The organism is Proteocatella sp. QWL-06 (assembly GCF_058684135.1).
This window is the reverse complement of record NZ_CM178755.1, coordinates 1,289,868-1,312,071: the sequence shown is the minus strand read 5'-3', so window position 1 is coordinate 1,312,071 and position 22,204 is coordinate 1,289,868. Positions and strand designations below refer to the sequence as shown.

Annotated in this window: 23 protein-coding genes; 22 read left to right on the top strand and 1 reads right to left on the bottom strand. The window is 37.8% G+C overall.

The genetic code is table 11. From position 1 onward, the window contains the following. Positions 1-7 precede the first annotated feature (7 nt). The 7 genes from argS (at position 8) to AC4PGZ_RS06160 (ending at position 6,853) form a co-directional block, all read left to right on the top strand. Positions 8-1,708 carry an arginine--tRNA ligase gene (gene argS, locus AC4PGZ_RS06190; RefSeq protein WP_492160184.1) on the top strand — a complete coding sequence of 567 codons (1,701 nt, stop codon included), beginning with the start codon at positions 8-10 and terminating at the stop codon, positions 1,706-1,708. Further along, positions 1,672-2,499: a hypothetical protein gene (locus AC4PGZ_RS06185; RefSeq protein ID WP_492160183.1), complete on the top strand. Its 828-nt coding sequence runs from the start codon at positions 1,672-1,674 to the stop codon at positions 2,497-2,499. The genes argS and AC4PGZ_RS06185 overlap by 37 nt, the downstream gene beginning before the upstream one ends. Then, positions 2,500-3,198 (top strand): uracil-DNA glycosylase, encoded by a 699-nt coding sequence (gene ung / locus AC4PGZ_RS06180; protein WP_492160182.1) that lies wholly within the window; start codon positions 2,500-2,502, stop codon positions 3,196-3,198. A gap of 28 nt (positions 3,199-3,226) precedes the next feature. Further along, the gene (locus tag AC4PGZ_RS06175; protein ID WP_492160181.1) at positions 3,227-4,834 is read left to right on the top strand and encodes a DEAD/DEAH box helicase; all 1,608 of its coding nucleotides are present in this window, start codon (positions 3,227-3,229) and stop codon (positions 4,832-4,834) included. A gap of 165 nt (positions 4,835-4,999) precedes the next feature. Further along, positions 5,000-5,470, top strand: a complete 471-nt coding sequence (locus AC4PGZ_RS06170; RefSeq protein WP_492160180.1) for an NfeD family protein — start codon at positions 5,000-5,002, stop codon at positions 5,468-5,470. Continuing rightward, complete coding sequence (gene floA / locus AC4PGZ_RS06165; protein ID WP_492160179.1) at positions 5,470-6,432, top strand: flotillin-like protein FloA; 963 nt, start codon at positions 5,470-5,472, stop codon at positions 6,430-6,432. The genes AC4PGZ_RS06170 and floA overlap by 1 nt, the downstream gene beginning before the upstream one ends. Positions 6,433-6,442: 10 nt before the next feature. Next, complete coding sequence (locus AC4PGZ_RS06160) at positions 6,443-6,853, top strand: hypothetical protein (protein WP_492160178.1); 411 nt, start codon at positions 6,443-6,445, stop codon at positions 6,851-6,853. A 159-nt stretch (positions 6,854-7,012) separates the two neighbouring features. Here AC4PGZ_RS06160 and AC4PGZ_RS06155 read toward each other — a convergent pair whose 3' ends face one another. Beyond that, entirely contained in the window at positions 7,013-7,213 is a 201-nt protein-coding gene (locus AC4PGZ_RS06155) for a cold-shock protein (protein ID WP_492160177.1), read from the bottom strand. Between the two features lie 226 nt (positions 7,214-7,439). Here AC4PGZ_RS06155 and AC4PGZ_RS06150 point away from each other — a divergent pair, with 226 nt between their 5' ends. The 15 genes from AC4PGZ_RS06150 (at position 7,440) to nifU (ending at position 22,184) form a co-directional block, all read left to right on the top strand. Then, positions 7,440-8,246 carry a peptide arginase family protein gene (locus AC4PGZ_RS06150; RefSeq protein WP_492160176.1) on the top strand — a complete coding sequence of 269 codons (807 nt, stop codon included), beginning with the start codon at positions 7,440-7,442 and terminating at the stop codon, positions 8,244-8,246. A 165-nt stretch (positions 8,247-8,411) separates the two neighbouring features. Continuing rightward, positions 8,412-9,695 carry a trigger factor gene (gene tig, locus AC4PGZ_RS06145; RefSeq protein WP_492160175.1) on the top strand — a complete coding sequence of 428 codons (1,284 nt, stop codon included), beginning with the start codon at positions 8,412-8,414 and terminating at the stop codon, positions 9,693-9,695. A 68-nt stretch (positions 9,696-9,763) separates the two neighbouring features. Continuing rightward, positions 9,764-10,348 (top strand): ATP-dependent Clp endopeptidase proteolytic subunit ClpP, encoded by a 585-nt coding sequence (clpP, locus tag AC4PGZ_RS06140; RefSeq protein WP_492160174.1) that lies wholly within the window; start codon positions 9,764-9,766, stop codon positions 10,346-10,348. 11 nt (positions 10,349-10,359) lie between these two features. Continuing rightward, positions 10,360-11,625 carry an ATP-dependent Clp protease ATP-binding subunit ClpX gene (gene clpX / locus AC4PGZ_RS06135; protein ID WP_492160173.1) on the top strand — a complete coding sequence of 422 codons (1,266 nt, stop codon included), beginning with the start codon at positions 10,360-10,362 and terminating at the stop codon, positions 11,623-11,625. A gap of 135 nt (positions 11,626-11,760) precedes the next feature. Continuing rightward, positions 11,761-14,097: an endopeptidase La gene (lon, locus tag AC4PGZ_RS06130; protein WP_492160172.1), complete on the top strand. Its 2,337-nt coding sequence runs from the start codon at positions 11,761-11,763 to the stop codon at positions 14,095-14,097. After that, positions 14,097-14,702, top strand: coding sequence for a ribosome biogenesis GTP-binding protein YihA/YsxC (gene yihA / locus AC4PGZ_RS06125; RefSeq protein ID WP_492160171.1), 606 nt, complete (start codon positions 14,097-14,099; stop codon positions 14,700-14,702). Before lon ends, yihA begins: the two co-directional genes overlap by 1 nt. 42 nt (positions 14,703-14,744) lie before the next feature. After that, a complete protein-coding gene (locus AC4PGZ_RS06120) occupies positions 14,745-15,446 on the top strand; it encodes a DUF881 domain-containing protein (RefSeq protein WP_492160170.1) in 702 nt (233 codons plus the stop codon). A 1-nt stretch (position 15,447) separates the two neighbouring features. Then, complete coding sequence (locus tag AC4PGZ_RS06115) at positions 15,448-15,756, top strand: hypothetical protein (protein WP_492160169.1); 309 nt, start codon at positions 15,448-15,450, stop codon at positions 15,754-15,756. Then, positions 15,757-17,328, top strand: coding sequence for an NAD(P)/FAD-dependent oxidoreductase (locus AC4PGZ_RS06110; protein ID WP_492160168.1), 1,572 nt, complete (start codon positions 15,757-15,759; stop codon positions 17,326-17,328). It begins immediately after the preceding gene. A 108-nt stretch (positions 17,329-17,436) separates the two neighbouring features. After that, positions 17,437-19,050, top strand: a complete 1,614-nt coding sequence (locus AC4PGZ_RS06105) for a Na/Pi cotransporter family protein (RefSeq protein ID WP_492160167.1) — start codon at positions 17,437-17,439, stop codon at positions 19,048-19,050. Positions 19,051-19,126: 76 nt separating this feature from the next. After that, positions 19,127-19,513, top strand: coding sequence for a NusG domain II-containing protein (locus AC4PGZ_RS06100; RefSeq protein ID WP_492160166.1), 387 nt, complete (start codon positions 19,127-19,129; stop codon positions 19,511-19,513). An 8-nt stretch (positions 19,514-19,521) separates the two neighbouring features. Continuing rightward, complete coding sequence (locus AC4PGZ_RS06095) at positions 19,522-20,031, top strand: Gx transporter family protein (protein WP_492160165.1); 510 nt, start codon at positions 19,522-19,524, stop codon at positions 20,029-20,031. Positions 20,032-20,119: 88 nt separating this feature from the next. Further along, positions 20,120-20,536: an RrF2 family transcriptional regulator gene (locus tag AC4PGZ_RS06090; protein ID WP_492160164.1), complete on the top strand. Its 417-nt coding sequence runs from the start codon at positions 20,120-20,122 to the stop codon at positions 20,534-20,536. A gap of 20 nt (positions 20,537-20,556) precedes the next feature. Continuing rightward, positions 20,557-21,747, top strand: a complete 1,191-nt coding sequence (gene nifS, locus AC4PGZ_RS06085) for a cysteine desulfurase NifS (protein ID WP_492160163.1) — start codon at positions 20,557-20,559, stop codon at positions 21,745-21,747. Then, positions 21,747-22,184: a Fe-S cluster assembly scaffold protein NifU gene (nifU, locus tag AC4PGZ_RS06080; protein ID WP_492160162.1), complete on the top strand. Its 438-nt coding sequence runs from the start codon at positions 21,747-21,749 to the stop codon at positions 22,182-22,184. The genes nifS and nifU overlap by 1 nt, the downstream gene beginning before the upstream one ends. The last annotated feature ends 20 nt before the right edge of the window (positions 22,185-22,204 follow it).

The window sequence follows — 22,204 nt, the reverse complement described above, 5'->3', positions numbered from 1 at the left end:
GGTAAAAATGGATTTTAAGAATGAACTTGCAATTATTTTAAATAATTATTTAGAAAATCTTGCCATGGAAGATATATTATCATTAATAGAGATTCCGCCAAATGTGGAAATGGGAGACTATGCATTTCCGTGTTTCAGACTGGCCAAAGAATTCAGAAAATCCCCTAATCAGATAGCTTTGGAGCTTGCTGAGAAAATCGAAAAACCGGAGTTCGTGGGTGAAATAAAAAATCTTGGCGGATATGTTAACTTTTTTCTGAACAAAAATGTATGGGTAAGCGATGTAATCGGAAGCTGCATAGCAGAAGGCGAAGAATTCGGAAAGACGGGATTCGGTCAGAACAGAACCACGATAATCGAGTATTCATCTCCAAATATAGCAAAGCCGTTTCATATAGGACATATAAGAACTACGGTTATAGGTCATTCTCTTCACAGGCTGTATAAATTTATGGGATTCAATACGGTTGCCATAAATCATCTTGGAGATTATGGAACGCAGTTTGGAAAGCTCATAGTAGCTTATAAGGCTTGGGGAGACAGAAGCGTCATTGAAAAGGATCCAATAAATGAGCTTTTGAAGCTTTATATAGAGTTTCATGACAAAGCTGAAGAAAATCCAGAAATGGAAGATCAGGCAAGAGAGTGGTTCAAAAAACTGGAAGATAAGGATCCTGAAGCAACTGAGCTTTGGCAGTGGATAAGAGACGTATCACTAAAGGAGTTCAATAAGGTTTATGAAATGCTCGGTATAGAATATGATTCTTTTGCGGGAGAAAGCTTCTATTCTGACAAGATGCCTTCGGTAATAAAGCAGCTTGAGGAAAAAGGGATACTTCAGGATTCGCAGGGAGCGAAGATAGTGGACCTTGAGGAGCATGGGATGCCGCCAGCGCTCATAATGAAAAAGGATGGATCTACACTATATATAACAAGAGATATAGCGGCAGCGCTATATAGAAAAGAAACATACGATTTCTACAAAAACATATATGTGGTTGGAACCCCTCAGGAGCTTCACTTCAGACAATGGAAAAAAATCGTTGAGCTGATGGGCAATGAATGGGCGAAGGACTGCATACACGTTCAATTCGGAACAGTATCACTGGAAGAAGGAACGCTTTCTACGAGAAAAGGAAGGGTGGTTTTCCTTGAAGATGTCCTCAACAGGGCAATTGAAAAGACTAAGGAAATCATAAAGCAGAAAAACCCGGATCTCGAGAACATAGATAATGTCGCGAAGCAGGTAGGTGTTGGGGCTATTGTTTTCCAGGAACTTTCAAACAGCAGGATAAAGGACTATCAGTTCTCTTGGGAAAGAACTCTCAGCTTTGAGGGCGAAACAGGTCCGTATGTTCAGTATACACATGCGAGATGCTGCTCGATACTGAAAAAATCAGGTTTTGAAGTTACTGGCGATATTGACTACAGTCTGCTCTCAAGTAATGAAGATGTAGTTGAGATAGTAAGAGTGCTTGATTCTTTTGAAAGTGTTCTTCTAAGAGCTCAGGGAAAGAATGAACCTCATCATGTAGCAAGATTCGCTCTTGATCTTTCTCAGGCGTTCAACAAATTCTATCATGACAATCACATACTGAACAGCGAAGAGGATTATAAAAGGGCTTATGTAGCTGTGGTTTCAGCAACAAAAAATGCGCTCAAGAATGCAATGTGGATTCTTGGAATGGAAGCTCCAGAAAAAATGTAGATATGGATAGAAAACGGATTTACCAGAATATCGCAGAATTTGGAAATAAGGATATAGTGTATATGATCACAAGATCATTATTTCCAGTTGAACAAGATCTTGAAGTAAAAGTAGATGCAAGAAGGCTCTCTGACGAGCTGGAGCTCTACAGATACTTTTTGAATAAAGGGAAAGGCAGCATAATGTCGGCGCTAATGCCACTGATATTATCGAACCCAGTCTATGAAAAGGCTGTAAAGAACACATATGATTTGTATGAGCTAATAAGAAAGAAACTTACTCTTAAAAACAGAATTGGAATTAATCTCCTTGTATACCGTGTTTTTTCAATTGAAGATCCGGATATTGTATTTTCAAAGATAAATATGACAGGGGGCACCAGGGAAGAGGAAGTGGAATTTCAAAAAGCTAAGATTGATATAATATTAAATAAAATTTCCATTGAGGATGCTATTATTGATTTTATTGAAGAAAAACAGATAGAAATGAACCTGGGACTGCTTCAAAGATTCGATGAAGATATTATTCATGAAGATGACTATTTATTTAAAATGTCACTTTACTTTCAAAAAATATGCCTTTTCCAGATTAAAAAGAAGCCATATATTGATAAAATCAATATGAGCAAACTGTTCAGTTCAGAGTTGGACAATGTATATACGTCTCCGCTTATAGGGGAGTACGTAATCAAGAGTAAGAAGAATGTTGAAGGAATAACGACAATCGCCTTGAGTGCAAAGATGGGAGAACTTGAGCTCTGTTATAGAAATGCGGACAGAGAGGTATCCTGAATGAACAAGCGTATAGAATATATTGCAAGGTCATTTGCTCTTGAAAGCGTAAAGCCGGGATGGAAAGAACATATTTTTGATGAGCTTAAAGAAAGCTACTTTTTAGATATGTTGACATATCTTGATGGGCAGTACATGAAAAACACAGTATATCCTCCGAAAGAAAAAGTGTTTGAGATTTTTCGGAGAATAGATATTGACGATGCCAAAGTGATTATACTTGGGCAGGATCCATATCATGGAGAAGGGCAGGCCAATGGCATGTGCTTCAGCGTCTCATCAGAGGTCAAAAATCCTCCGTCACTGGTCAACATTTTTAAGGAACTTGAAAACGAGTATGGAGAATCGAGGACTTTGGGCGATCTCTCTGACTGGGTTGAACAAGGCGTGTTACTTTTGAACAGCATACTGACAGTTGAAAAATCAAAGCCTGGCTCACATAGAAATATGGGTTGGGAGAAATTTACAGATAAGATAATCGGTATTCTCAATATGAGAGAAGAACCTCTGGTATTTGTGCTTTGGGGAAATTATGCAATAGACAAAGCTGCTATTGTAGACCAGAACAGACACTGCGTACTCAAGTCCAGCCATCCGAGTCCTTTCTCATGCTACAGGGGATATTTTGGAAATAATCACTTTAGAATGATAAATGATTATCTTATTGAAAACGGAAAAAGTGAAATTAAATGGATATAGTATATCCGAAAGTTGAAAGGAATAATAAATGAATAATTTGAAATTTGAAGATTTAAACTTGTCACCGGAAATGTTAAAGTCAATTAAGGAAAGTGGATATGAGACACCTACAACTATACAGGCTCAGGCTATACCGCTGGGTCTGGATGGAGGCGATTTCATAGGTCAGTCACAGACTGGTACTGGAAAAACTATGGCTTTTTCGATACCTATCGTTGAAAGGATTGATAAATCAGTATTCAAGCCACAGGCTATAATACTATGTCCTACAAGAGAACTGGCAGTACAGGTGTCAAATGAAATCAACAAAATATGCAAGTTCACTAAAGTAAAGGTAACCGCAGTTTACGGTGGAGAAAGCATAGAAAGACAGATCAAGAGCATAAAGCAGGGAGTACAGATAGTTGTCGGAACTCCGGGAAGAGTACTTGATCATATAAGAAGAAAAACTCTCAAGCTTAGCGAAGTAAAGTTTGCAGTGCTGGATGAAGCGGATGAAATGCTTGATATGGGATTCATAGAGGATATCGAAGAAATACTGAAGCAAACTGATGAAGACAGACAGACCATGCTGTTCTCAGCAACTATGCCTGCGGCGATAGCAAATCTTGCCAGAAAATATCTCAGAAACCCTGAAATTATAAAGGTAGCAAGCAAGCAGGTTACTGTAGACAGGATAGTTCAGAAATATATAAAAGTAAGAAATACTGATAAGGCAGAGGTTCTTTCGAGAATCATACAGCTTGAAGACGCTAGAAAATCTATAGTGTTCTGCAATACTAAGAAGATGGTAGATGAGCTGACATATGACATGCAGTCAAGAGGATACTCAGTAGAGGGACTCCATGGAGACATGAAGCAGCAGAAGAGGGATTATGTAATGGACCGCTTTAAACGTGGGAATATTGATATCCTTATTGCTACAGATGTCGCAGCGAGAGGACTTGATATTAAAAATGTCGACGTTGTATTCAACTATGACCTTCCTCAGGAAGATGAGCAGTATGTTCATAGAATAGGAAGAACCGGAAGAGCAGGAAAAGAAGGAAAATCATATTCATTTGTATACGGAAGGGATATTCAAAAACTCAAAAATATCCAGAAGTACGCAAAATGCGAGATAGAAGAAACAATAATACCAAGATATGCTGAAATCAAAGAGAAGGTTCTCAATAATTATATTGAAGATATAAAGAACCGAAATATTCCTGAAGATATAGATGCATATTACGAAGTAGTCGATAAAATAAAGGAATCCGGCATGGATGTTGAGACTTTCCTTGCGCTTGTACTAAAAGAAAATCTTCAGCTGCAGGATAAGGAAAGCATAAACTTTGGAGAATATGACAAGAGACAGCCTGAAAGAGCGCAGAGAAAATCAAAGTCAGGCAAAGTAGAAAAAGGCATGGTAAGATTCCATATCAATGTTGGAAAAAACAGCAAAGTCAGAGTTGCAGACATCGTAGGAGCGGTAGCTGGAGAATGTGAGATTCAGGGCAAGCACATAGGATCAATTGACCTGTTTGACAATTACAGTTTCTTTGAAATACCTTCAAAATATGAGAAGACGGTATTGAAAAACATGAAGAACGTTAAGATCAAAGGTAAGAAAGTTACAGCTCAGCTAAGTAAATAATAAAAATTAAAAGATATTCAATTTTGAAAAATCAGCGGATTTATTAACATCTGCTGATTTTTTTATAAGTATCTCATATTTACATAATTGTAATATTTTCTTTATATAATTGTAACTATTTAATTATAGAATAGGGTATAATTAGAAGACAGGAGGTAAATATAAATGAATAGTTTATTTTTAGGTATCGGAATAGCGCTTATCTTTGCGGAGTTATTCGTACCAGGAGGCGTCTTGGGTACAGTAGGAGCCATAATGGTCATATGGGCACTAACTCTTATGACTGATACCTTTATTGGCCTTTTGCTTGCAATATTGGTAAGCTTTACAATAATAGGGATAATAATATATATCCTTATAAAGATCATTCCAAAGGAAAGGATGAGAAACACTCTTATCTTGTCATCTTCGCTGAACAAAGATGAAGGTTATATAAGCAGTAAAGACCTTCAGAGCTATACTGGCAAAGTAGGAATAGCGGAAAGTACCCTGCGGCCTACTGGAAAGGCTAAGATTGAAGGAAGGATACTGGATGTAGTTTCAGAAGACAAGCTTATTGAAAAAGGAAAAATGGTAAAAGTCACTTATGTAGACGGTACGAAAGTTCTCGTCAGAGAAATGGAAGGAGAAAAGTAATGGATTTAGGAATTGTAATAAGTATTTTAATCATACTGCTGCTGCTGGTTTCGCTTCTGAGATTTATACCCGTTGGTCTGTGGATCACGGCTATGTTTTCAGGGGTAAAGATATCGATACTGACACTCGTGGGTATGAACATAAGGAGAGTAAGGCCTACTAACATAGTAAATCCTATGATAAAGGCAACAAAAGCAGGGCTTAATCTAACAATAGACAAGCTGGAGGCTCACTTTCTGGCAGGTGGAGATGTCAACATGGTTGTAAATGCGTTGATAGCTGCTCAGAGAGCGAATATAATGCTTGAATTTGAACAGGCTGCGGCGATAGATCTTGCAGGAAGAGACGTACTTGAAGCTGTAAAAGTTTCGGTTAATCCAAAGGTAATTGAAACTCCTATAATTTCGGCAGTGGCAAAAGATGGAATAGAAGTAAAAGTAAAGGCAAAAGTAACCGTGAGGGCAAATATAGAAAGACTGGTCGGTGGAGCTGGAGAGGAAACTATACTTGCCAGAGTTGGAGAAGGCGTAGTTACCACTGTTGGTAGTGCGGTTAAGCATAAAGATGTGCTTGAAAATCCGGATATGATATCGAAGGTCGTGCTGTCTAAAGGACTAGATTCAGGTACCGCATTTGAAATCCTCTCTATAGACATTGCGGACATAGATATCGGAAGAAATATAGGGGCTCAGCTTCAGACTGATCAGGCAGAAGCTGATAAAAAGATCGCTCAGGCGAAGGCTGAAGAGAGAAGAGCGATGGCAATAGCTCAGGAACAGGAAATGAAGGCCCTTGTAGTGGAGATGCAGTCAAAGCTGGTTGAGGCAGAATCAAAAATTCCTCAGGCGATTGCGAATGCTTTTGAAAGCGGCAAGCTGGGTGTAATGGACTACTATAACATGAAAAATATAATGGCGGACACGAAAATGCGTGAAAGCATATCAACGGTTGAAGAAAAGTAGAAGGTGAAGCATGGAAGGGATAATCCTGATAATCATATCTTACATCTTTTCAAACATAGCGAAACAGAAGAAGAATGCAGCTTTTGGAAATACTTCAAAGAAAAAGTCTTCCAGAAAATTTAATCCAGTATCTGGAAAATGGGGAGATATATTCAATTTTCCGGGTGAATATGCTGATGAAGCTCAAGCGGAGACTGTCAATATAAGAGATGAGGCGGCATCAGTTGCTGCGTTTCAGAAGCTGAATCACGAATCGCAAATTCAAAAGAAAACTACAGATGTTTTGGACGTAGAGAAAAAAAATCACTATATATTTGAAGATACGAAAAAAGAGGCTGCATTTTTTAAAGACAGAGACAGCCTCAGAAAAGCGATTATTATGTCAGAAATACTTGGCAAGCCAAAAAGTATTAACAGGTAAACAAAAAAGAGGGATGCATCCCTCTTTTTTGATCTGTTAATTAATCTATACTAAGTTAATTTTATAATTCGTAATTATAAACAGCTATGTAAATTTTAAAACAAATTTTCGAAGCTCAAAACTTTAGGTATATATTAAAAGAATCAGATAATTTGACAATTAGATTCTTGTAACGTTAGAAGCCTGTGGTCCTCTAGCTCCCTGAACGATTTCAAATTCTACAGATTGTCCTTCTTCTAAAGTTTTGAATCCTTCTGTTTGAATTGATGAGAAGTGTACGAATACATCGTTTTCTCCCTCAACTGAAATAAATCCAAATCCTTTTTCTGCGTTAAACCATTTCACGATACCTTGTTTCATTTTTTTTCCTCCAAAAATGCATTAAAAATTGTAATATAGTAGAATATCCACTGCATTTATGATAACATGTATAGCGTACAATGTCAATGGATTTAGCTTATTTTTCGCGCCTTGAGAAGTGCGCCAGCAAGCTAATTATTTTTTATTCAAATAGTTAAATATTTTCGCACAAATTAAGTATTTGAGATTTATATTTGTTTAATTGAGCAGAAAAAATGGAGGAAAATTGAAAGCTTACAGCAATAAATTTTATATAGAAGTTGCAGTATCAAATAATTTGTTTTCATTTGAAGACAGAAAAGTCAAAAAAATAGTCGTACCCTCAATTGTGGAAGGAATGATTAAAGATTTGTCTCCCGGAGAAGAATGTGCGTTTATAGAAATAGATGAAGAGGGAAATGAAGCATGCTGTAAGGGGCTCGGAAATATTATAGTCCAGCATGAAGGCAGCAGGGATATGGTTATTTTCGATAATCACAATCACTCATTTTATTTCGCGTACAAGCACTTTAAGTCAGGCGGCTTAAAATTTGATTTTATACATGTGGATCAGCACAAAGATATGCGGGAGCCGGACATATACTTTGATGAATACAGAAATTCTCTGTTTTCTTCCTTTGAAAAATTCAGACGCGATATGATTAATACCGGTACAAAAGAAGAGCGTGAAATAGAAGCAAACTTCAGAAGTGAAGATAAAGATGATATTGCTGCCTTTTTATATACGAATTCAGTACTGAATGTCGGTAATTTTATAAAACCCCTTATAAAAATGGACATAATAGATAATCACTACTGTGTGGATTCACAGTATTCGCTGCTTGAAATGGATAAATATGATTTAACCAGAAATTTCGTTCTCGATCTGGACCTGGACTTTTTTTCCGAAGAGATGGATTATATTGACTTTAGTGAAAAAATAAGAATTATAAGAAAGCTCATAGATAATGCTTCCCTCGTTCTTATTGCGACCAGTCCATATTTTATAGAATTCAGCAAATGCAAAGCGGTGATTGATATTCTCATGAATTAGAAGCTGTTGTTGTACTAGCGGACTCATTCATTTGACAAATAAGGTTTTTTGTATTAAATTTACTTTAAAATGGCTTTGAAAATAGGTCTTCATATGATATAATGTAAAAGTTGAATTATATCGAAATAAGATAAATAAAATAATATATATATACTAGGAGGAAAAATGAATCAGATTTTAAAACAAGAGAATAACACAGTAACACTTAAGATTACAGTAGGAAGCGAAGCTTTTGAAAATGCATGTAAGCAGGCATACAACAAGAACAAGGGTCAATTCAATATTCCAGGATTCAGAAAAGGAAAAGCTACAAGAGCAGTTATTGAGAAAATGTATGGAGAAGGCGTATTTTTTGAAGATGCCATTGACATAGTTTTCCCGGAAGCATATAGAAATGCAGTTGAAGAGCTTAAGCTTGAGGTTATTGACAGACCGTCTCTTGATATAGAGGAAATTGGAAAAGGAAAAGACCTTGTGATGGTAATCAATGTTCAGGTTAAGCCTGAAGTTAAGCTTGGAGAATACAAGGGTCTTGAAGTAAAACAAGTAAGTGCTGAGGTTACTGAAGAGGACGTTGAGGCAGAAATAAAGAAAATGCAGGAACAGAATGCAAGAATGGTCACTGTAGAGGACAGACCTGTTTCAGACAAGGACAGCATACTGCTTAACTTCTGCGGAAGCGTGGATGGTGTTGAATTCGAAGGCGGAAAAGCAGAAAACTACAGCCTGGTTGTTGGATCTAATACTTTCATACCTGGATTCGAAGAACAGCTTATAGGAATGAACGCTGGAGACAGCAAGGATGTTGTTGTTACTTTCCCTGAAGACTATCATTCAGAAGATCTGAAAGGAAAAGAAGCTGTATTTGCAGTTGAAATAAACGAAATAAAAGAGAAGCAGCTTCCTCATATAGATGATGAGTTCGTAAAGGATACTACTGAATTTGAAACTCTTGAAGAACTAAAGAGCGATATAAGAACCAAGGCTGCTGAAAATAAGAAAAAAAGCGCAGAAGATGCTATGAAAAACGAAGTTGTAGAAAAGCTTGCTGAGAATATAGAGGTAGAAATTCCTGAAGTCATGGTAAAAAATGAAGTAGACAACATGCTTAAGGATTTTGAAAACAACCTGAGATATCAGGGGATGGACCTTAACACTTACTATCAGTACACTGGAACTTCAAAAGAGATACTTGAAGATCAAATGAAGGAAGATGCTGAAAAGCGAGTAAGAATAAGTCTTGCAGTTGATGCAGTGTCAAAATCAGAAGGCGTAGAAGCTACTGAAGAAGACATGGAAGCAGAATACAAGAAGATGGCTGATATATACAAGCTGGAAGTAGAGAAGATTAAGGAAATATTCCAGAACTCCCAGGACGAAGCAATAAAGAGCACGATTGTTGCAAGAAAGACTGTTGACTTATTATTAGAAAACGCAAAATTAGTATAAAAGTTATCAGAATACAGTAGCACTGCTACTGTATTTTGAATAACCATGAAAAATGAAAGGAGAATAATATGTCTTATATACCAGTAGTGGTTGAGCAAACAAGCAGAGGTGAGAGAAGTTATGATATCTACTCAAGACTTCTAAAGGACAGAATAATTTTTTTAAGCGATCAGGTTAATGACGTAACTGCATCTCTTGTAGTAGCACAGTTGCTTTTTCTGGAAGCGGAAGATCCAGATAAAGACATACATTTCTATATAAACAGCCCTGGTGGTTCAGTTACCGCAGGAATGGGAATATATGATACGATGCAATATATAAAACCTGATGTATCTACAATATGTGTAGGTTCAGCAGCTTCCATGGGAGCGTTTCTTCTAAGCGCAGGTGCAAAAGGCAAGAGGTTTGCTCTTCCGAATGCAGAAATCATGATCCATCAGCCTAGTGGAGGAACTCAGGGACAGGCTACAGATATCAAGATCCAGGCGAGCAGGATTTTAAAGATGAAAGAAGTACTGAATAAGATTCTGTCTGAAAAAACTGGACAGCCTCTGGATGTGATTGAAAGAGACACAGACAGAGATACGTTTATGTCAGCCTATGAAGCGAAAGATTATGGATTGATAGATGAAGTAATTGAAACAAGGCTATAAAGGAGAAAATAATGAAATCAAATGACGGCAAATCAGCAGTGAAATGTTCATTTTGTGGAAAGACACAGGATCAGGTAAAAAGACTTGTGGCCGGCCCTAATGACATATTTATATGCAATGAATGCATTAAGCTGTGTGATTCTATCATAAGCGAGGAAATAAGAGTTGAAGAGGTAGAGGATTTTTCGGAACTCCCAAAGCCTCAGGAAATAAAAAAAATACTGGACGAATATGTAATTGGACAAAATGAAGCAAAGAGAACCCTTTCAGTAGCGGTATATAACCACTACAAAAGAATAAATTCTTCTGGTTCTGTTGGAGATGTAGAGCTGCAGAAGAGTAATGTTCTCATGCTTGGACCAACTGGTTCAGGAAAGACGCTTCTTGCTCAGACCATGGCTAAAATACTGAATGTACCATTTGCGATTGCTGATGCTACTGCGCTTACCGAGGCAGGTTATGTAGGAGAGGATGTTGAAAACATACTACTTAAGCTCATACAGGCAGCAAACTACGATGTTGAAAAGGCACAAAAGGGAATAATCTATATAGACGAGATTGACAAGATTGCAAGAAAGTCAGAAAACACATCCATAACACGTGATGTTTCAGGCGAAGGTGTCCAGCAGGCTCTGCTTAAGATAATAGAATCAACTAAGGCAAACGTGCCTCCGCAAGGGGGAAGAAAACATCCTCATCAGGAATTTATACAGATTGATACTACAAATATCCTGTTCATTCTTGGTGGAGCGTTTGATGGTATGGAAGAGATAATAAAAAGAAGGATGGGAGATAAAACTCTCGGATTTGGAGCCAAGATCTCATCTTCAAAAGATATGGAGAAGATGAACCTTCTTGAAAAAGTTGAAACACAGGACCTGATAAAATATGGAATAATTCCAGAATTCGTGAGCCGTGTTCCGATTGTTGTTTCTCTCAAGCAGCTTGATGAAGATGCGCTTGTAAGAATTCTCAAGGAGCCAAAAAATGCGCTTGTAAAGCAGTATATCAGACTTTTTGAGATAGATGGCGTAGAGCTTGAGATTGAAGATGATGCTCTTATATCGGTTGCTTCAAAGGCAATGAAAAGGAAAACCGGAGCAAGGGGATTGAGAAGTATTCTTGAAAAAGTAATGCTGGATGTAATGTTCGAGACCCCTTCGAGAAAAGATATCAAAAAAGTGATAGTTACAAAAGCATGCATAGAAGGTAACGAACCGCCAAAAATCATTACTGATGAAGGCAATCTTCTTGAATTTACGAATGTGACAGCATAAAACTGAATAATATCATAAAATATAAACCTTAATTTAACATCAAGGTTTATATTTTTTTAAAATTTCCTTAAAGTTCTTGAAGCAGCTTGAATTATACACTATAATTATACAGAGGAAATGAGAAAGGAAAATGATATGGCACCAAGAAGAAAAAAAGAAATATACAAACTACCGATTCTGCCGTTAAGAGGACTGGCCGTATTTCCATCTACCATCACTCACTTTGAGGTGGCAAGAGATAAATCAATAAAGGCACTTGAAGAAGCGATGGCAAATGATCAGGTTATTTTTCTTACGACTCAGAAAAATATAGAAATTGAACTGCCAACAGAAGAGGATTTTCATAAATTTGGAACTATCTGCAAGATAAAGCAGATGCTTAAGATACCTGGAAGTAATGTGCGGGTTCTGGTTGAAGGTCTTAGCAGGGGTAAGATATCAGAAATAATTGACAGCGAGCCGTTCTTTACAGGAAGCGTAGAGGGCATTCATGACAGAGCGATAAAAAGCGAGAAAAAAGCATATGCGCTTATGGATATGATATTTGAAGCGTTTGATGAACTGATGAAGGAAAATGGGAAAAATTCCCAGGTGATATTCGATCAGCTTTCAGACCTTGATCAGCCATCTGTTTTTGCAGACACAGTGGCAAGCTATGTGAATCTTAAACCAGACCAGATTCAGAGCCTTATTGAGCAGCTGGATGTGGAGAAGAGGCTTAGCGCGCTCTATCTCAGCATAAAAGAGGAGCTTGAGACTGTCGAAATCAGAAAAAGAGTAGACAAGAGAGTAAAGAATCAGGTTTCGAAAATCCAGAAGGATTATTACCTTAGAGAACAGATTAAGGCAATTCAGAAGGAACTGGGAGAAGACGAAGATATCCAGGAGGATATTGAAGCATTCAAGAACAGGCTCATAAAGCTTAATCTTTCGGAAACTGTGACAAAGAAGATAGAAAAAGAAATTGAAAAACTCGGAAGGATGAACTCGTCTTCATCTGACTACAGTGTTACTAGAAATTATATAGAGACAATACTAGACCTTCCATGGAATATATTTACTCAGGACAACAGAGACCTTAATAAGTCCACAGAAATACTTGAGCAGGACCATTATGGACTGGAAAAAGTAAAAGAAAGAATAATTGAATTCCTTGCAGTAAGACAGCTCAGCGAGAAAATGAAATCACCTATAATATGTCTTGTAGGTCCTCCGGGAGTTGGGAAAACTTCTATTGCGAAATCTCTTGCAAAAGCTATGGATAGAAAATTCGTGAGGATATCCCTTGGTGGCCTTAGAGATGAGGCGGAGATCAGGGGTCATAGAAGGACCTATGTAGGGGCAATTCCAGGAAGGATAATTAACTCAATAAAAGATATAAAGGTTGCTAATCCTGTATTCTTGTTTGATGAAATAGACAAAATGGCTTCAGATTTCAAGGGGGATCCAGCGTCTGCGCTTCTGGAAGTGCTTGATCCTGAGCAAAACAAGGATTTTGTAGATCACTATCTGGAGGTTCCTTTTGATCTTTCAAAGGTAATGTTCATTACTACTGCAAATACTCTGAACACTATCCCTGGACCACTTCTGGACAGAATGGAAGTAATAGAGATATCTGGTTATACGGAGCTTGAAAAGCTTGAAATATCAAAGAAATACCTTCTCAAAAAACAGCTTGAAGAAAATGGGCTTGATCCAGACTTCATAAAAATGGATGACGATGTAATCAAATATCTTATAAATAATTACACCAGAGAATCAGGGGTAAGAAAGCTTGAGAGACAGATTGGCAAGATATGCAGAAAGGTTGCAGTCCAGAAAGTCAAGAACCAGGAGCTTCAGGGACTTACTGTTACCAGAGATGATGTAAAGGAATATCTGGGAAAGGAAATAGTAAGAAGAGACAAGGTGTCAGGGGAGAGCAAAATCGGAGAAGTGACTGGAATGGCATGGACTCAGGTGGGTGGAGAAACCCTTAATATCGAGGTTTCTGTAATGGATGGAAATGGAAAGATTGAACTCACAGGAAAGCTTGGCGAAGTCATGAAGGAATCTGCAAGAGCTGGAATAACCTACATCAGGACAATTGCTAAAGACTTTGGCCTTTCACCTGATTTTTACACAAAAAAGGACATTCACATTCACATTCCTGAAGGAGCTATACCAAAGGATGGGCCTTCTGCGGGTATAACTATGGTTACAGCGGTACTGTCTGCCCTTACGGATATTCCTGTAAAATCTAATATAGCAATGACAGGAGAGGTTACGCTGCGAGGCAAGGTTCTGGCTGTAGGAGGAATAAAAGAAAAAGTGCTCGCTGCATATCGTGCAGGAGTAGATACCATTATCATGCCAAAGGACTGTGAGCCTGACTATATGGAGATACCAGAGGAAGTAAGGAATAAGATAAAATTTTATTTCGTATCACATATGAGTGAAGTTTTAGAATTATCATTGGAAAAGAGAGATTAATGAAAATCAAAGATATAAGAATGGATATGAGTGCAGTAAAAAAAGAGCAATATCCAGATGATGGCCTGCCGCAGATTGCCTTTGTAGGAAGATCTAATGTAGGGAAGTCATCTTCAATAAATACGCTGCTCAACAGGAAAAAGATTGCCAGGGTGAGCCAGACTCCTGGTAAGACGAGAACTATAAACTTCTATAAGATCAACAGCGAATTTTATTTCGTAGACCTTCCGGGATATGGGTATGCAAAACTTTCAAAGGAAGAGAAGTCTTCCTGGGGCAAGGTTATGGAAGAATATTTCATAAATTCAAAAAACCTGATTCATGTTTTCATACTTGTAGATATAAGGCATGAACCAAAGGAAGATGACGTTCTTATGCTGGACTTTGTAAGGCACTATGGGATACCTGTATCCATAATTGCCACGAAGTCAGATAAGGTGACAAGAAACGACGCTGCAATATCAAAGCGAATTATAAAAAGTAAAATGAAGCTTGAGGGAGAAAGGATTCTTCCGATAAGTGCGCTTAAGAAGACTGGTGTTGAAGAAATCTGGAATCATGTACTGGAAATATACCGGGAAAATGGATACGAGATTTCAGAGTAGCACAATAATAAAATCACAACAAAATTACAGAGGGGGTATATTATGAACAGAAGAAAAATTTCTTTAGAATATTTCATACTCTCTCTGTTTTTAGGTGTGCTCATTGTCGTTCAGACAAACAGTCCACTTCAGTACAGCCCGTATTCATCAAGTGTTTCAAGGGAGCTTGTATCTCAAATAAACAAGGAAAAATCGGAGATGAATTCTCTTGAAGAAAAGCTGGGTTCTCTGAATAAGCAGTATAGAAAATTACAGACAGAATATGAGAATCAGAATATGGGACTCTCCAAAGAGGATAAAGATAAATATTATAATTACAGGATGATGCTCGGTCTGGAAAAGCTTTCTGGAGAAGGTGTAGAAATAAAGCTTGAGTCAGTGGAAGCTAAAAATATCGCCTTCGACACAGAAACCAACAGACTCCTCCTTAAACTTGTAAATGACATAAAAAAATCAGGGGGAGAAGTGATATCTATAAACAATCAGATTATTACAGGTACAAGTGAAATAACACTTGCAGGAAACCATATTAACGTTAATAATGTTCCTGTAAGCCCGCCGTATGAAATAAAGGTAATAGGAAACGAAAAAACCCTCTACAGAAACCTTAAGGAGAAAGATGTCATGTTAAGAAGCTGGGAATCGAGCTATGGAATAAAATCAGATGTTTCTAAGACCAGAAAAATAACTATACCTCCGCTGAGTGTGCAGAAAGACATTGAATATTTAAGGAAAGGGGAATAACATGTTTATACTGCTTGAAAAGATAACGCCGTATGAGAACTATTTTGAATTTGAGTGTTTTTTTAATGATATAGAGATTAATTACAGCAACAGGCTGTTTGACATAAAGGCATACTTGCTTGTGAGCATCCACAAGTCTTTTGGAAACAGGCTTGATGCAGTGATTTTACCAGACAGCTCAAATTTTATAAATCTTGAATTTTCAAGAAAAGATTTGATCGGGTATATAAAGAGAGATCTGATTATGGAATTAACTGAGCATGGAATTTGTGATGAAACGGATATTGATATAAGAATAATAGAGGATTAGATGATACAGATATCAAATATTAAGATAGATCTTGATGATGACAGAGATATTGCTATAAGGAAGCAGATAGAAAAAATTGTTTCAGGCAGACCCTTTAATTATCGCATTGTGAAGGAATCAATTGATGCAAGAAAAAAGCCAATAAAATTTGTATATCAGGTATATGTTGAAACTGATAATGAGGACAGCATAATAAAGAGAGACAAAAATGCAATAAAAGTAAGTGAATATATTAAAGAAGAAACAATAAAAGGCAGTACTAAGGTAAATGGAAGAGTAGCGGTAGTGGGATTGGGTCCAGCTGGACTTTTTGCTGCACTTGAGCTTGCAAGAAATGGCTATAGACCTGTGGTATTTGAAAGAGGGAAAGATGTAATCCGTAGAAAAGGGGATGTTGAGAATTTCTGGGAGTCTGGAACCCTTAACCCGGAATCGAATGTTCAGTTTGGAGAAGGTGGAGCAGGGACGTTTTCTGACGGTAAGCTTACTACCAGAATAAAAGATAAAAGAGTGGATCTGATACTCAGAGACCTTCACTTTTTTGGTGCTGACGAAGAAATACTTTTTGCCAACAAACCTCACATTGGAACTGATGTTCTGATTGATGTCGTAAAAAAAATCAGAGAAGAAATAATTTCTCTGGGCGGTGAAGTCAGATTTGACTCAAGAGTAGATGGCTTGAATATAAGAAACGGTGAACTCAAGGGGCTTATAGTAAATGGATCTGAATTTGAAACAAATGCTGCTATTCTGGCTATTGGACACAGTGCAAGAGACACTTTTGAGAAGCTTCACAGCTCAAAGGTAATGATGATCTCCAAGCCTTTTGCGGTTGGATTTAGAATAGAACATCCTCAGGCAGTCATTGATAAAAGCCAGTATAAGGAATTGTATCAGCATCCAAAGCTGAGAGCGGCTGAGTATCATCTCACACATCAGAGCAGTACCGGCAGATCGTGTTATACATTCTGCATGTGTCCTGGCGGAATGGTTATAGGGTCATCCTCAGAGCCGGAGATGCTTGCTGTAAACGGAATGAGCTACAACGCCAGAAATCTTGAAAATGCAAACAGTGCAATACTGTGCAGCGTTTCAGCAGAAGATTTTGGTAAAGATATTTTAGGAGGCATAGACTTTCAGAGAAGAATCGAAAAAATGGCCTACGAAATGGGCGGAGGCGACTACAGCGCACCTGTGCAGCTTGTTGGCGATTTCATAAAAAAGAGAGAAAGCAGATCAGTTGGAGCTGTAACGCCAAGCTATAAGCCTGGTTACAGATTTGCAAGGCTGGACAGGATATATCCGGATATAATCACTGAATCGATTTCTGAAGCCCTTGTCCATATGGGTAGAAAGCTTAAAGGATTTGATATGGAGGATGCCGTGCTTACGGGAGTGGAAACCAGAAGCTCTTCTCCGCTGAGGATAATGAGAGATGAAAATCATCAGTCGGTAAATGTACGAGGTCTATATCCATCAGGGGAGGGAGCTGGATACGCAGGAGGAATTGTGAGTGCTGCAGTAGATGGCCTGAAGACAGCTGAATTCATTATCCGTGAATTTTGTTTATAATATTCTAAAAAAGAAATTCCGGTTTTTTTCAAATAGCTGTATCTTTAATTTGTTTTTTTTGTTAAAATATACAAGGTATTTTAATTATGTGAATTTTTGGAGGTCATAATGTACTTTACAATTTTTTTGGAAGTGGTTGCCGGACTGGGACTTTTCCTTTATGGAATGAATCTGATGGGATCTGGACTGCAAAGAGCAGCAGGAGATAAACTTAAATCAATCGTAGGATTGCTTACTAAAAACAGATTCATTGCAGTATTTGTAGGTATTTTCGTTACAGCTATCATTCAGAGCTCCTCGGCTACTACCGTAATGGTTGTAGGCTTTGTAAATGCAGGAATTATGCAGCTAAGCCAGGCAATAGGAGTAATAATGGGAGCCAATGTAGGTACCACTGTTACGGCACAGCTGGTTTCCTTCAATCTTGAAAAGGTAGCACCGGTAGCTGTTGGTATCGGTATTATCATGCAAATAGTAAAAAAAGGAAACAAATCAAAGAGCTATGCAGATATACTTATTGGTTTTGGTATTCTTTTTGTCGGTATGGTATACATGAAAGACGCGGTTAAGCCGCTAAGAGAAATAGCAGCATTCAAGGACATGCTTATCAACTTCGGCAGCAATCCTTTCCTTGGGATACTTATGGGATTTGGACTTACCCTCCTTCTTCAGAGTTCCTCAGCCTCAATAGGTATACTGATTGCATTGGCAGCAGAGGGGCTTCTTCCTATAACAGCGGCGCTTCCAATTCTTTACGGAGATAACATTGGTACATGTACTACAGCGCTGATTTCAAGTATAGGAGCAAGCAAAAATGCCCAGAGAGCAGCGATAATGCACCTTACGTTTAACATTATTGGTACCTTGATATTCTCTCTGATTCTGAATGTTCCTATTATGAGTTTCGTTGTTCATCTGGATCCTACAGATGTTACAAGACAGATTGCAAATGCGCATACCTTATTCAACATAATAAACGTAATCATACAGTTCCCGCTTGCTAACTTTATTGTAAAATTCTCTCAGATTGTAATACCAATTAAGGATGAAGATCAGGTTGGAATGGTTACACATCTTGACAAGCGTATGCTGGAAACACCTTCAATCGCACTAGAGAGCGCATTCAAAGAATGTATTAATATGGGAATACTTGCAAAAAGTAATGTACAGAGAGCCGTCGAAGGATTCATTGAAAAAGATTCTGAAAAGGTCGAAGCAGTATTTAGATATGAACAAGACATAAATAAGATGGAAAGAGAGATAATTGATTATCTGATAGCTCTTTCAAATGCTGAAATCTCGCTTGAGGATCGTGTTGTGGTAGATGGACTGTTCAATACGGTAAATGACCTTGAAAGAATCGGGGACCATGCCGAGAATATAGCAGAGCTTGCCCAGAATTCAATTGAGAACAACCTGCCATATTCTTCTGAATCAAAGGAAGAACTGATCAATATGGTCGACAAGGTACTTTATGCAGTTGAATCTTCTCTTGATGCAATGCGAACAGGTGATCTTGAAATAGCGCAACGAGTAAGAGAACTGGAAGAAAAAGTCGATATAATGGAGAAGGCATGTCGTGCTGGACATATATACAGACTAAATAACAATATGTGCAATCCTGAGTCAGGAATAATGTTTCTTGATGTAATAAGCAACCTGGAAAGAATTTCAGATCATGCAACTAATATTGCGGATGCTGTAGTTAATTCAATAGTATAAGATTTAGATGCTAAAGCTGGAGTGTACAAATGAACTTCAGCTTTAGTATTATGCTTTTTCTAATGAAAGGTCTAAAATGAAAAAAGGAGACTTAATAATTATAATTGTTGTTTTCATTGCAGCAATAACATTCGGAAATTTTGTCAGCACAGGTAAACTGGATGACACAAAAACTGTCATAGTAGTAAAAGATGGCAAGGAAATCCACAGATACATGATAGATGAAAATTATGAAAAAACCATTAGAATTGAAAACGAAGGTGAAATCAATACCATTAATATAAAAGATGGAAAAGTAAGCGTTACAGAAGCTAACTGTCACGATGAGCTATGCGTCAAATCCCATAAGATTTCAAGGGATGGAGAGATGATAGTGTGTCTTCCGCATAAGCTGTATGTGAAGATCGAAGATGATTCAGATGGAATAGATTCTGAGCAGCATGTAGATGTAATAGCGAGTTAGGAGCAGAAATGAAAAGTACAAGAAGAATAACATTTATGGCGCTTATGGTTGCCTATTCCCTAATCCTTTACTTCATAGAATCTATGCTTCCGAGCCTTTATTTTATAGCGCCTGGAGCAAAGCTTGGCCTCACGAATATAATAACACTTTCTCTGCTTTATATGACTGGATTAGGTGATGCTTTTTTTGTTCTTGTCGTAAGAGTAATAATGTCATCGATATTTGGTGGAGGTATAAATGCTTTTATGTACAGCATATCGGGAGGAATACTCAGCATGATTGCCATGTTCCTAATTAAGAAGCTAAATCTTCCTGGAGTGAGCATGATAGGAGTAAGTGTAGTAGGCGCAGTGTTTTTTAATGTAGGGCAGCTCATTGTATCAGCCATGGTCATAAGGAATATATCCATATTTGTCTATCTTCCAATTCTAATGTATATTTCTCTTGGTACAGGAATTCTTGTGGGATATACTTCAAGATATATAACTGGAAGGCTTAAATTCAAAAATTTTTTGTAATGACATATTGACTTTGAGGGCATAATAGTATTATAATTAAAACATAGTAATTTACTATGAATTAATTATGACCGAAAGGGGGATTAAATTGAAATTATCCACCAAAGGTAGATACGGATTAAAGGCGATGTATCAGCTCGCATTGTTATCGGATAAGAATACGCCTCTTCCTGTGAAGACTGTAGCAGAAATAATCGGAGTATCTGAATTGTATCTTGAGCAGATTTTCTCTGTTCTCAAGAAGAATGGACTGATTAAGAGTGTCCGAGGAGCTCAGGGAGGTTATTTCCTGGCGAAATATTCATATGAGATTACAGTTGGAGATGTACTGAGAAGCCTCGAAGGTCCATTCGCTCCCTCGAGCTGTGTTTTGGAGGACTCTGATTCTGCATGTCTTAATGCAGAGGACTGTGTCACAAAAATTGTTTGGGAAAGAATGAAAACAAGCATAGATCAGTGTATGGATTCGATTACACTTCAAGATATGCTTGACAAAAATATATAAATTATAAAGGAGACAAAGTTATGGAACTCAGAAGAGTATATATGGATAATTCTGCTACTACTCCGGTAAAAGAGGAAGTAATCGCCGAAATGCTTGATGTTCTCGGAAATTATCATGGAAATCCATCCAGTATTCATAAATTCGGACAGGATATAAAGCCTGTAGTAGAAAAGTCCAGACAGAGCGTAGCGAAACTCATAGGTGCTCAGTCTAATGAAATATATTTTACGGCAGGGGGTTCTGAAGCGGACAACTGGGCTATAAAAGGAACTGCTTTTGCACTGAGGGAAAAAGGAAATCATATTATAACTACAAAAATCGAACATCACGCGGTACTTCATACATGCGAATATCTTGAAAAGTTCCATGGGTTTGAAGTCACTTATCTGGATGTAAACGATAAAGGGATGATTAGCCTTGAACAACTCAAGTCTTCGATAAGACCAACTACCATACTGATTTCCGTGATGTTTGCAAACAACGAAATAGGAACTATACAGCCGGTTAAACAAATAGGCGAGATTGCAAGAGAACATAAGATTCTTTTCCATACGGATGCTGTTCAGGCGGTAGGAAATGTTGAAATAGATGTAAATGAAATGAATATAGATATGCTTTCGCTTTCTGGTCACAAAATATATGCACCAAAAGGCATAGGTGCCCTCTATATAAAAAAGGGAATAAGAATTCACAATCTTATTCACGGAGGAGGACAGGAAAGAAAGCTAAGAGCAGGTACTGAAAATACAGCAGGTATAGCAGCAATTGGAAAAGCATGCGAACTGGCTTTTGAGAACCTCGACAATCACATCATCCGCATGACTGAGCTGAGAGAAAAGCTCATTAGCGGAGTGCTTGAAAGAATTCCTCACACAATAGTTACGGGGGACAGAGAAAACAGGCTGTCGACGCTGGCAAGTTTCTGTTTTAGATTCATCGAAGGTGAAGCACTTCTTCTAAGCCTTGATATGGTAGGTATAGCGGGTTCGAGCGGATCGGCATGTACTTCAGGCGCACTTGATCCTTCTCATGTCCTTATGGCATTAGGACTTACGCATGAGATTGCACACGGGTCTCTTAGACTAAGCCTTTCAGATTTCACCACGGATGAAGATGTTGAATATGCACTGGAAAAGCTGCCTGTAATCGTAGAAAGACTGAGATCGATGTCACCGTTATATGAGGCGTTTTTGAAAGGAGAAAACAAATAATGTATACAAAAGAAGTAATGGATCACTTTTCAAATCCACGTAACGTTGGTGAAATTGAAAATCCTGACGGAGTCGGCGAAGTAGGAAATCCTAAGTGCGGCGATATAATGAAGATATATCTTAAGATTGAAAATGATATAATTGTAGATGTTAAATTCAAAACATTTGGCTGTGGTTCTGCGATAGCAAGCTCAAGCATGTCGACAGAGATGATAAAAGGTAAAAGTATCTATGAAGCGCTTGACCTTACAAACAAAGAGGTAGCAAATGCACTTGGAGGACTCCCTCCTGTGAAGATGCACTGCTCTGTTCTTGCAGAACAGGCAATTAAAAAAGCTATAAGAGACTATGCAATCCATAATAACAAAGTTATCCCTGGACTCACAGATGTCGAGATAGTCGAGGATCACGATCATGGAGAAGAAGAAGAGTTTTAATTCTTAATAAATTTACTATT

What these genes read in the sequence shown, in the direction of transcription:
- AC4PGZ_RS06170 (WP_492160180.1), top strand. Translation starts at nt 5,000, where the DNA reads ATGAATAGTTTATTTTTAGGTATCGGAATAGCGCTTATCTTTGCGGAG.
- AC4PGZ_RS06155 (WP_492160177.1), bottom strand. Translation starts at nt 7,213, where the DNA reads ATGAAACAAGGTATCGTGAAATGGTTTAACGCAGAAAAAGGATTTGGA.
- AC4PGZ_RS06095 (WP_492160165.1), top strand. Translation starts at nt 19,522, where the DNA reads ATGAAAAGTACAAGAAGAATAACATTTATGGCGCTTATGGTTGCCTAT.
- floA (WP_492160179.1), top strand. Translation starts at nt 5,470, where the DNA reads ATGGATTTAGGAATTGTAATAAGTATTTTAATCATACTGCTGCTGCTG.
- yihA (WP_492160171.1), top strand. Translation starts at nt 14,097, where the DNA reads ATGAAAATCAAAGATATAAGAATGGATATGAGTGCAGTAAAAAAAGAG.
- AC4PGZ_RS06110 (WP_492160168.1), top strand. Translation starts at nt 15,757, where the DNA reads ATGATACAGATATCAAATATTAAGATAGATCTTGATGATGACAGAGAT.
- AC4PGZ_RS06105 (WP_492160167.1), top strand. Translation starts at nt 17,437, where the DNA reads ATGTACTTTACAATTTTTTTGGAAGTGGTTGCCGGACTGGGACTTTTC.
- AC4PGZ_RS06120 (WP_492160170.1), top strand. Translation starts at nt 14,745, where the DNA reads ATGAACAGAAGAAAAATTTCTTTAGAATATTTCATACTCTCTCTGTTT.
- AC4PGZ_RS06100 (WP_492160166.1), top strand. Translation starts at nt 19,127, where the DNA reads ATGAAAAAAGGAGACTTAATAATTATAATTGTTGTTTTCATTGCAGCA.
- argS (WP_492160184.1), top strand. Translation starts at nt 8, where the DNA reads ATGGATTTTAAGAATGAACTTGCAATTATTTTAAATAATTATTTAGAA.
- nifU (WP_492160162.1), top strand. Translation starts at nt 21,747, where the DNA reads ATGTATACAAAAGAAGTAATGGATCACTTTTCAAATCCACGTAACGTT.
- clpP (WP_492160174.1), top strand. Translation starts at nt 9,764, where the DNA reads ATGTCTTATATACCAGTAGTGGTTGAGCAAACAAGCAGAGGTGAGAGA.
- AC4PGZ_RS06160 (WP_492160178.1), top strand. Translation starts at nt 6,443, where the DNA reads ATGGAAGGGATAATCCTGATAATCATATCTTACATCTTTTCAAACATA.
- AC4PGZ_RS06175 (WP_492160181.1), top strand. Translation starts at nt 3,227, where the DNA reads ATGAATAATTTGAAATTTGAAGATTTAAACTTGTCACCGGAAATGTTA.
- ung (WP_492160182.1), top strand. Translation starts at nt 2,500, where the DNA reads ATGAACAAGCGTATAGAATATATTGCAAGGTCATTTGCTCTTGAAAGC.
- lon (WP_492160172.1), top strand. Translation starts at nt 11,761, where the DNA reads ATGGCACCAAGAAGAAAAAAAGAAATATACAAACTACCGATTCTGCCG.
- nifS (WP_492160163.1), top strand. Translation starts at nt 20,557, where the DNA reads ATGGAACTCAGAAGAGTATATATGGATAATTCTGCTACTACTCCGGTA.
- AC4PGZ_RS06115 (WP_492160169.1), top strand. Translation starts at nt 15,448, where the DNA reads ATGTTTATACTGCTTGAAAAGATAACGCCGTATGAGAACTATTTTGAA.
- clpX (WP_492160173.1), top strand. Translation starts at nt 10,360, where the DNA reads ATGAAATCAAATGACGGCAAATCAGCAGTGAAATGTTCATTTTGTGGA.
- tig (WP_492160175.1), top strand. Translation starts at nt 8,412, where the DNA reads ATGAATCAGATTTTAAAACAAGAGAATAACACAGTAACACTTAAGATT.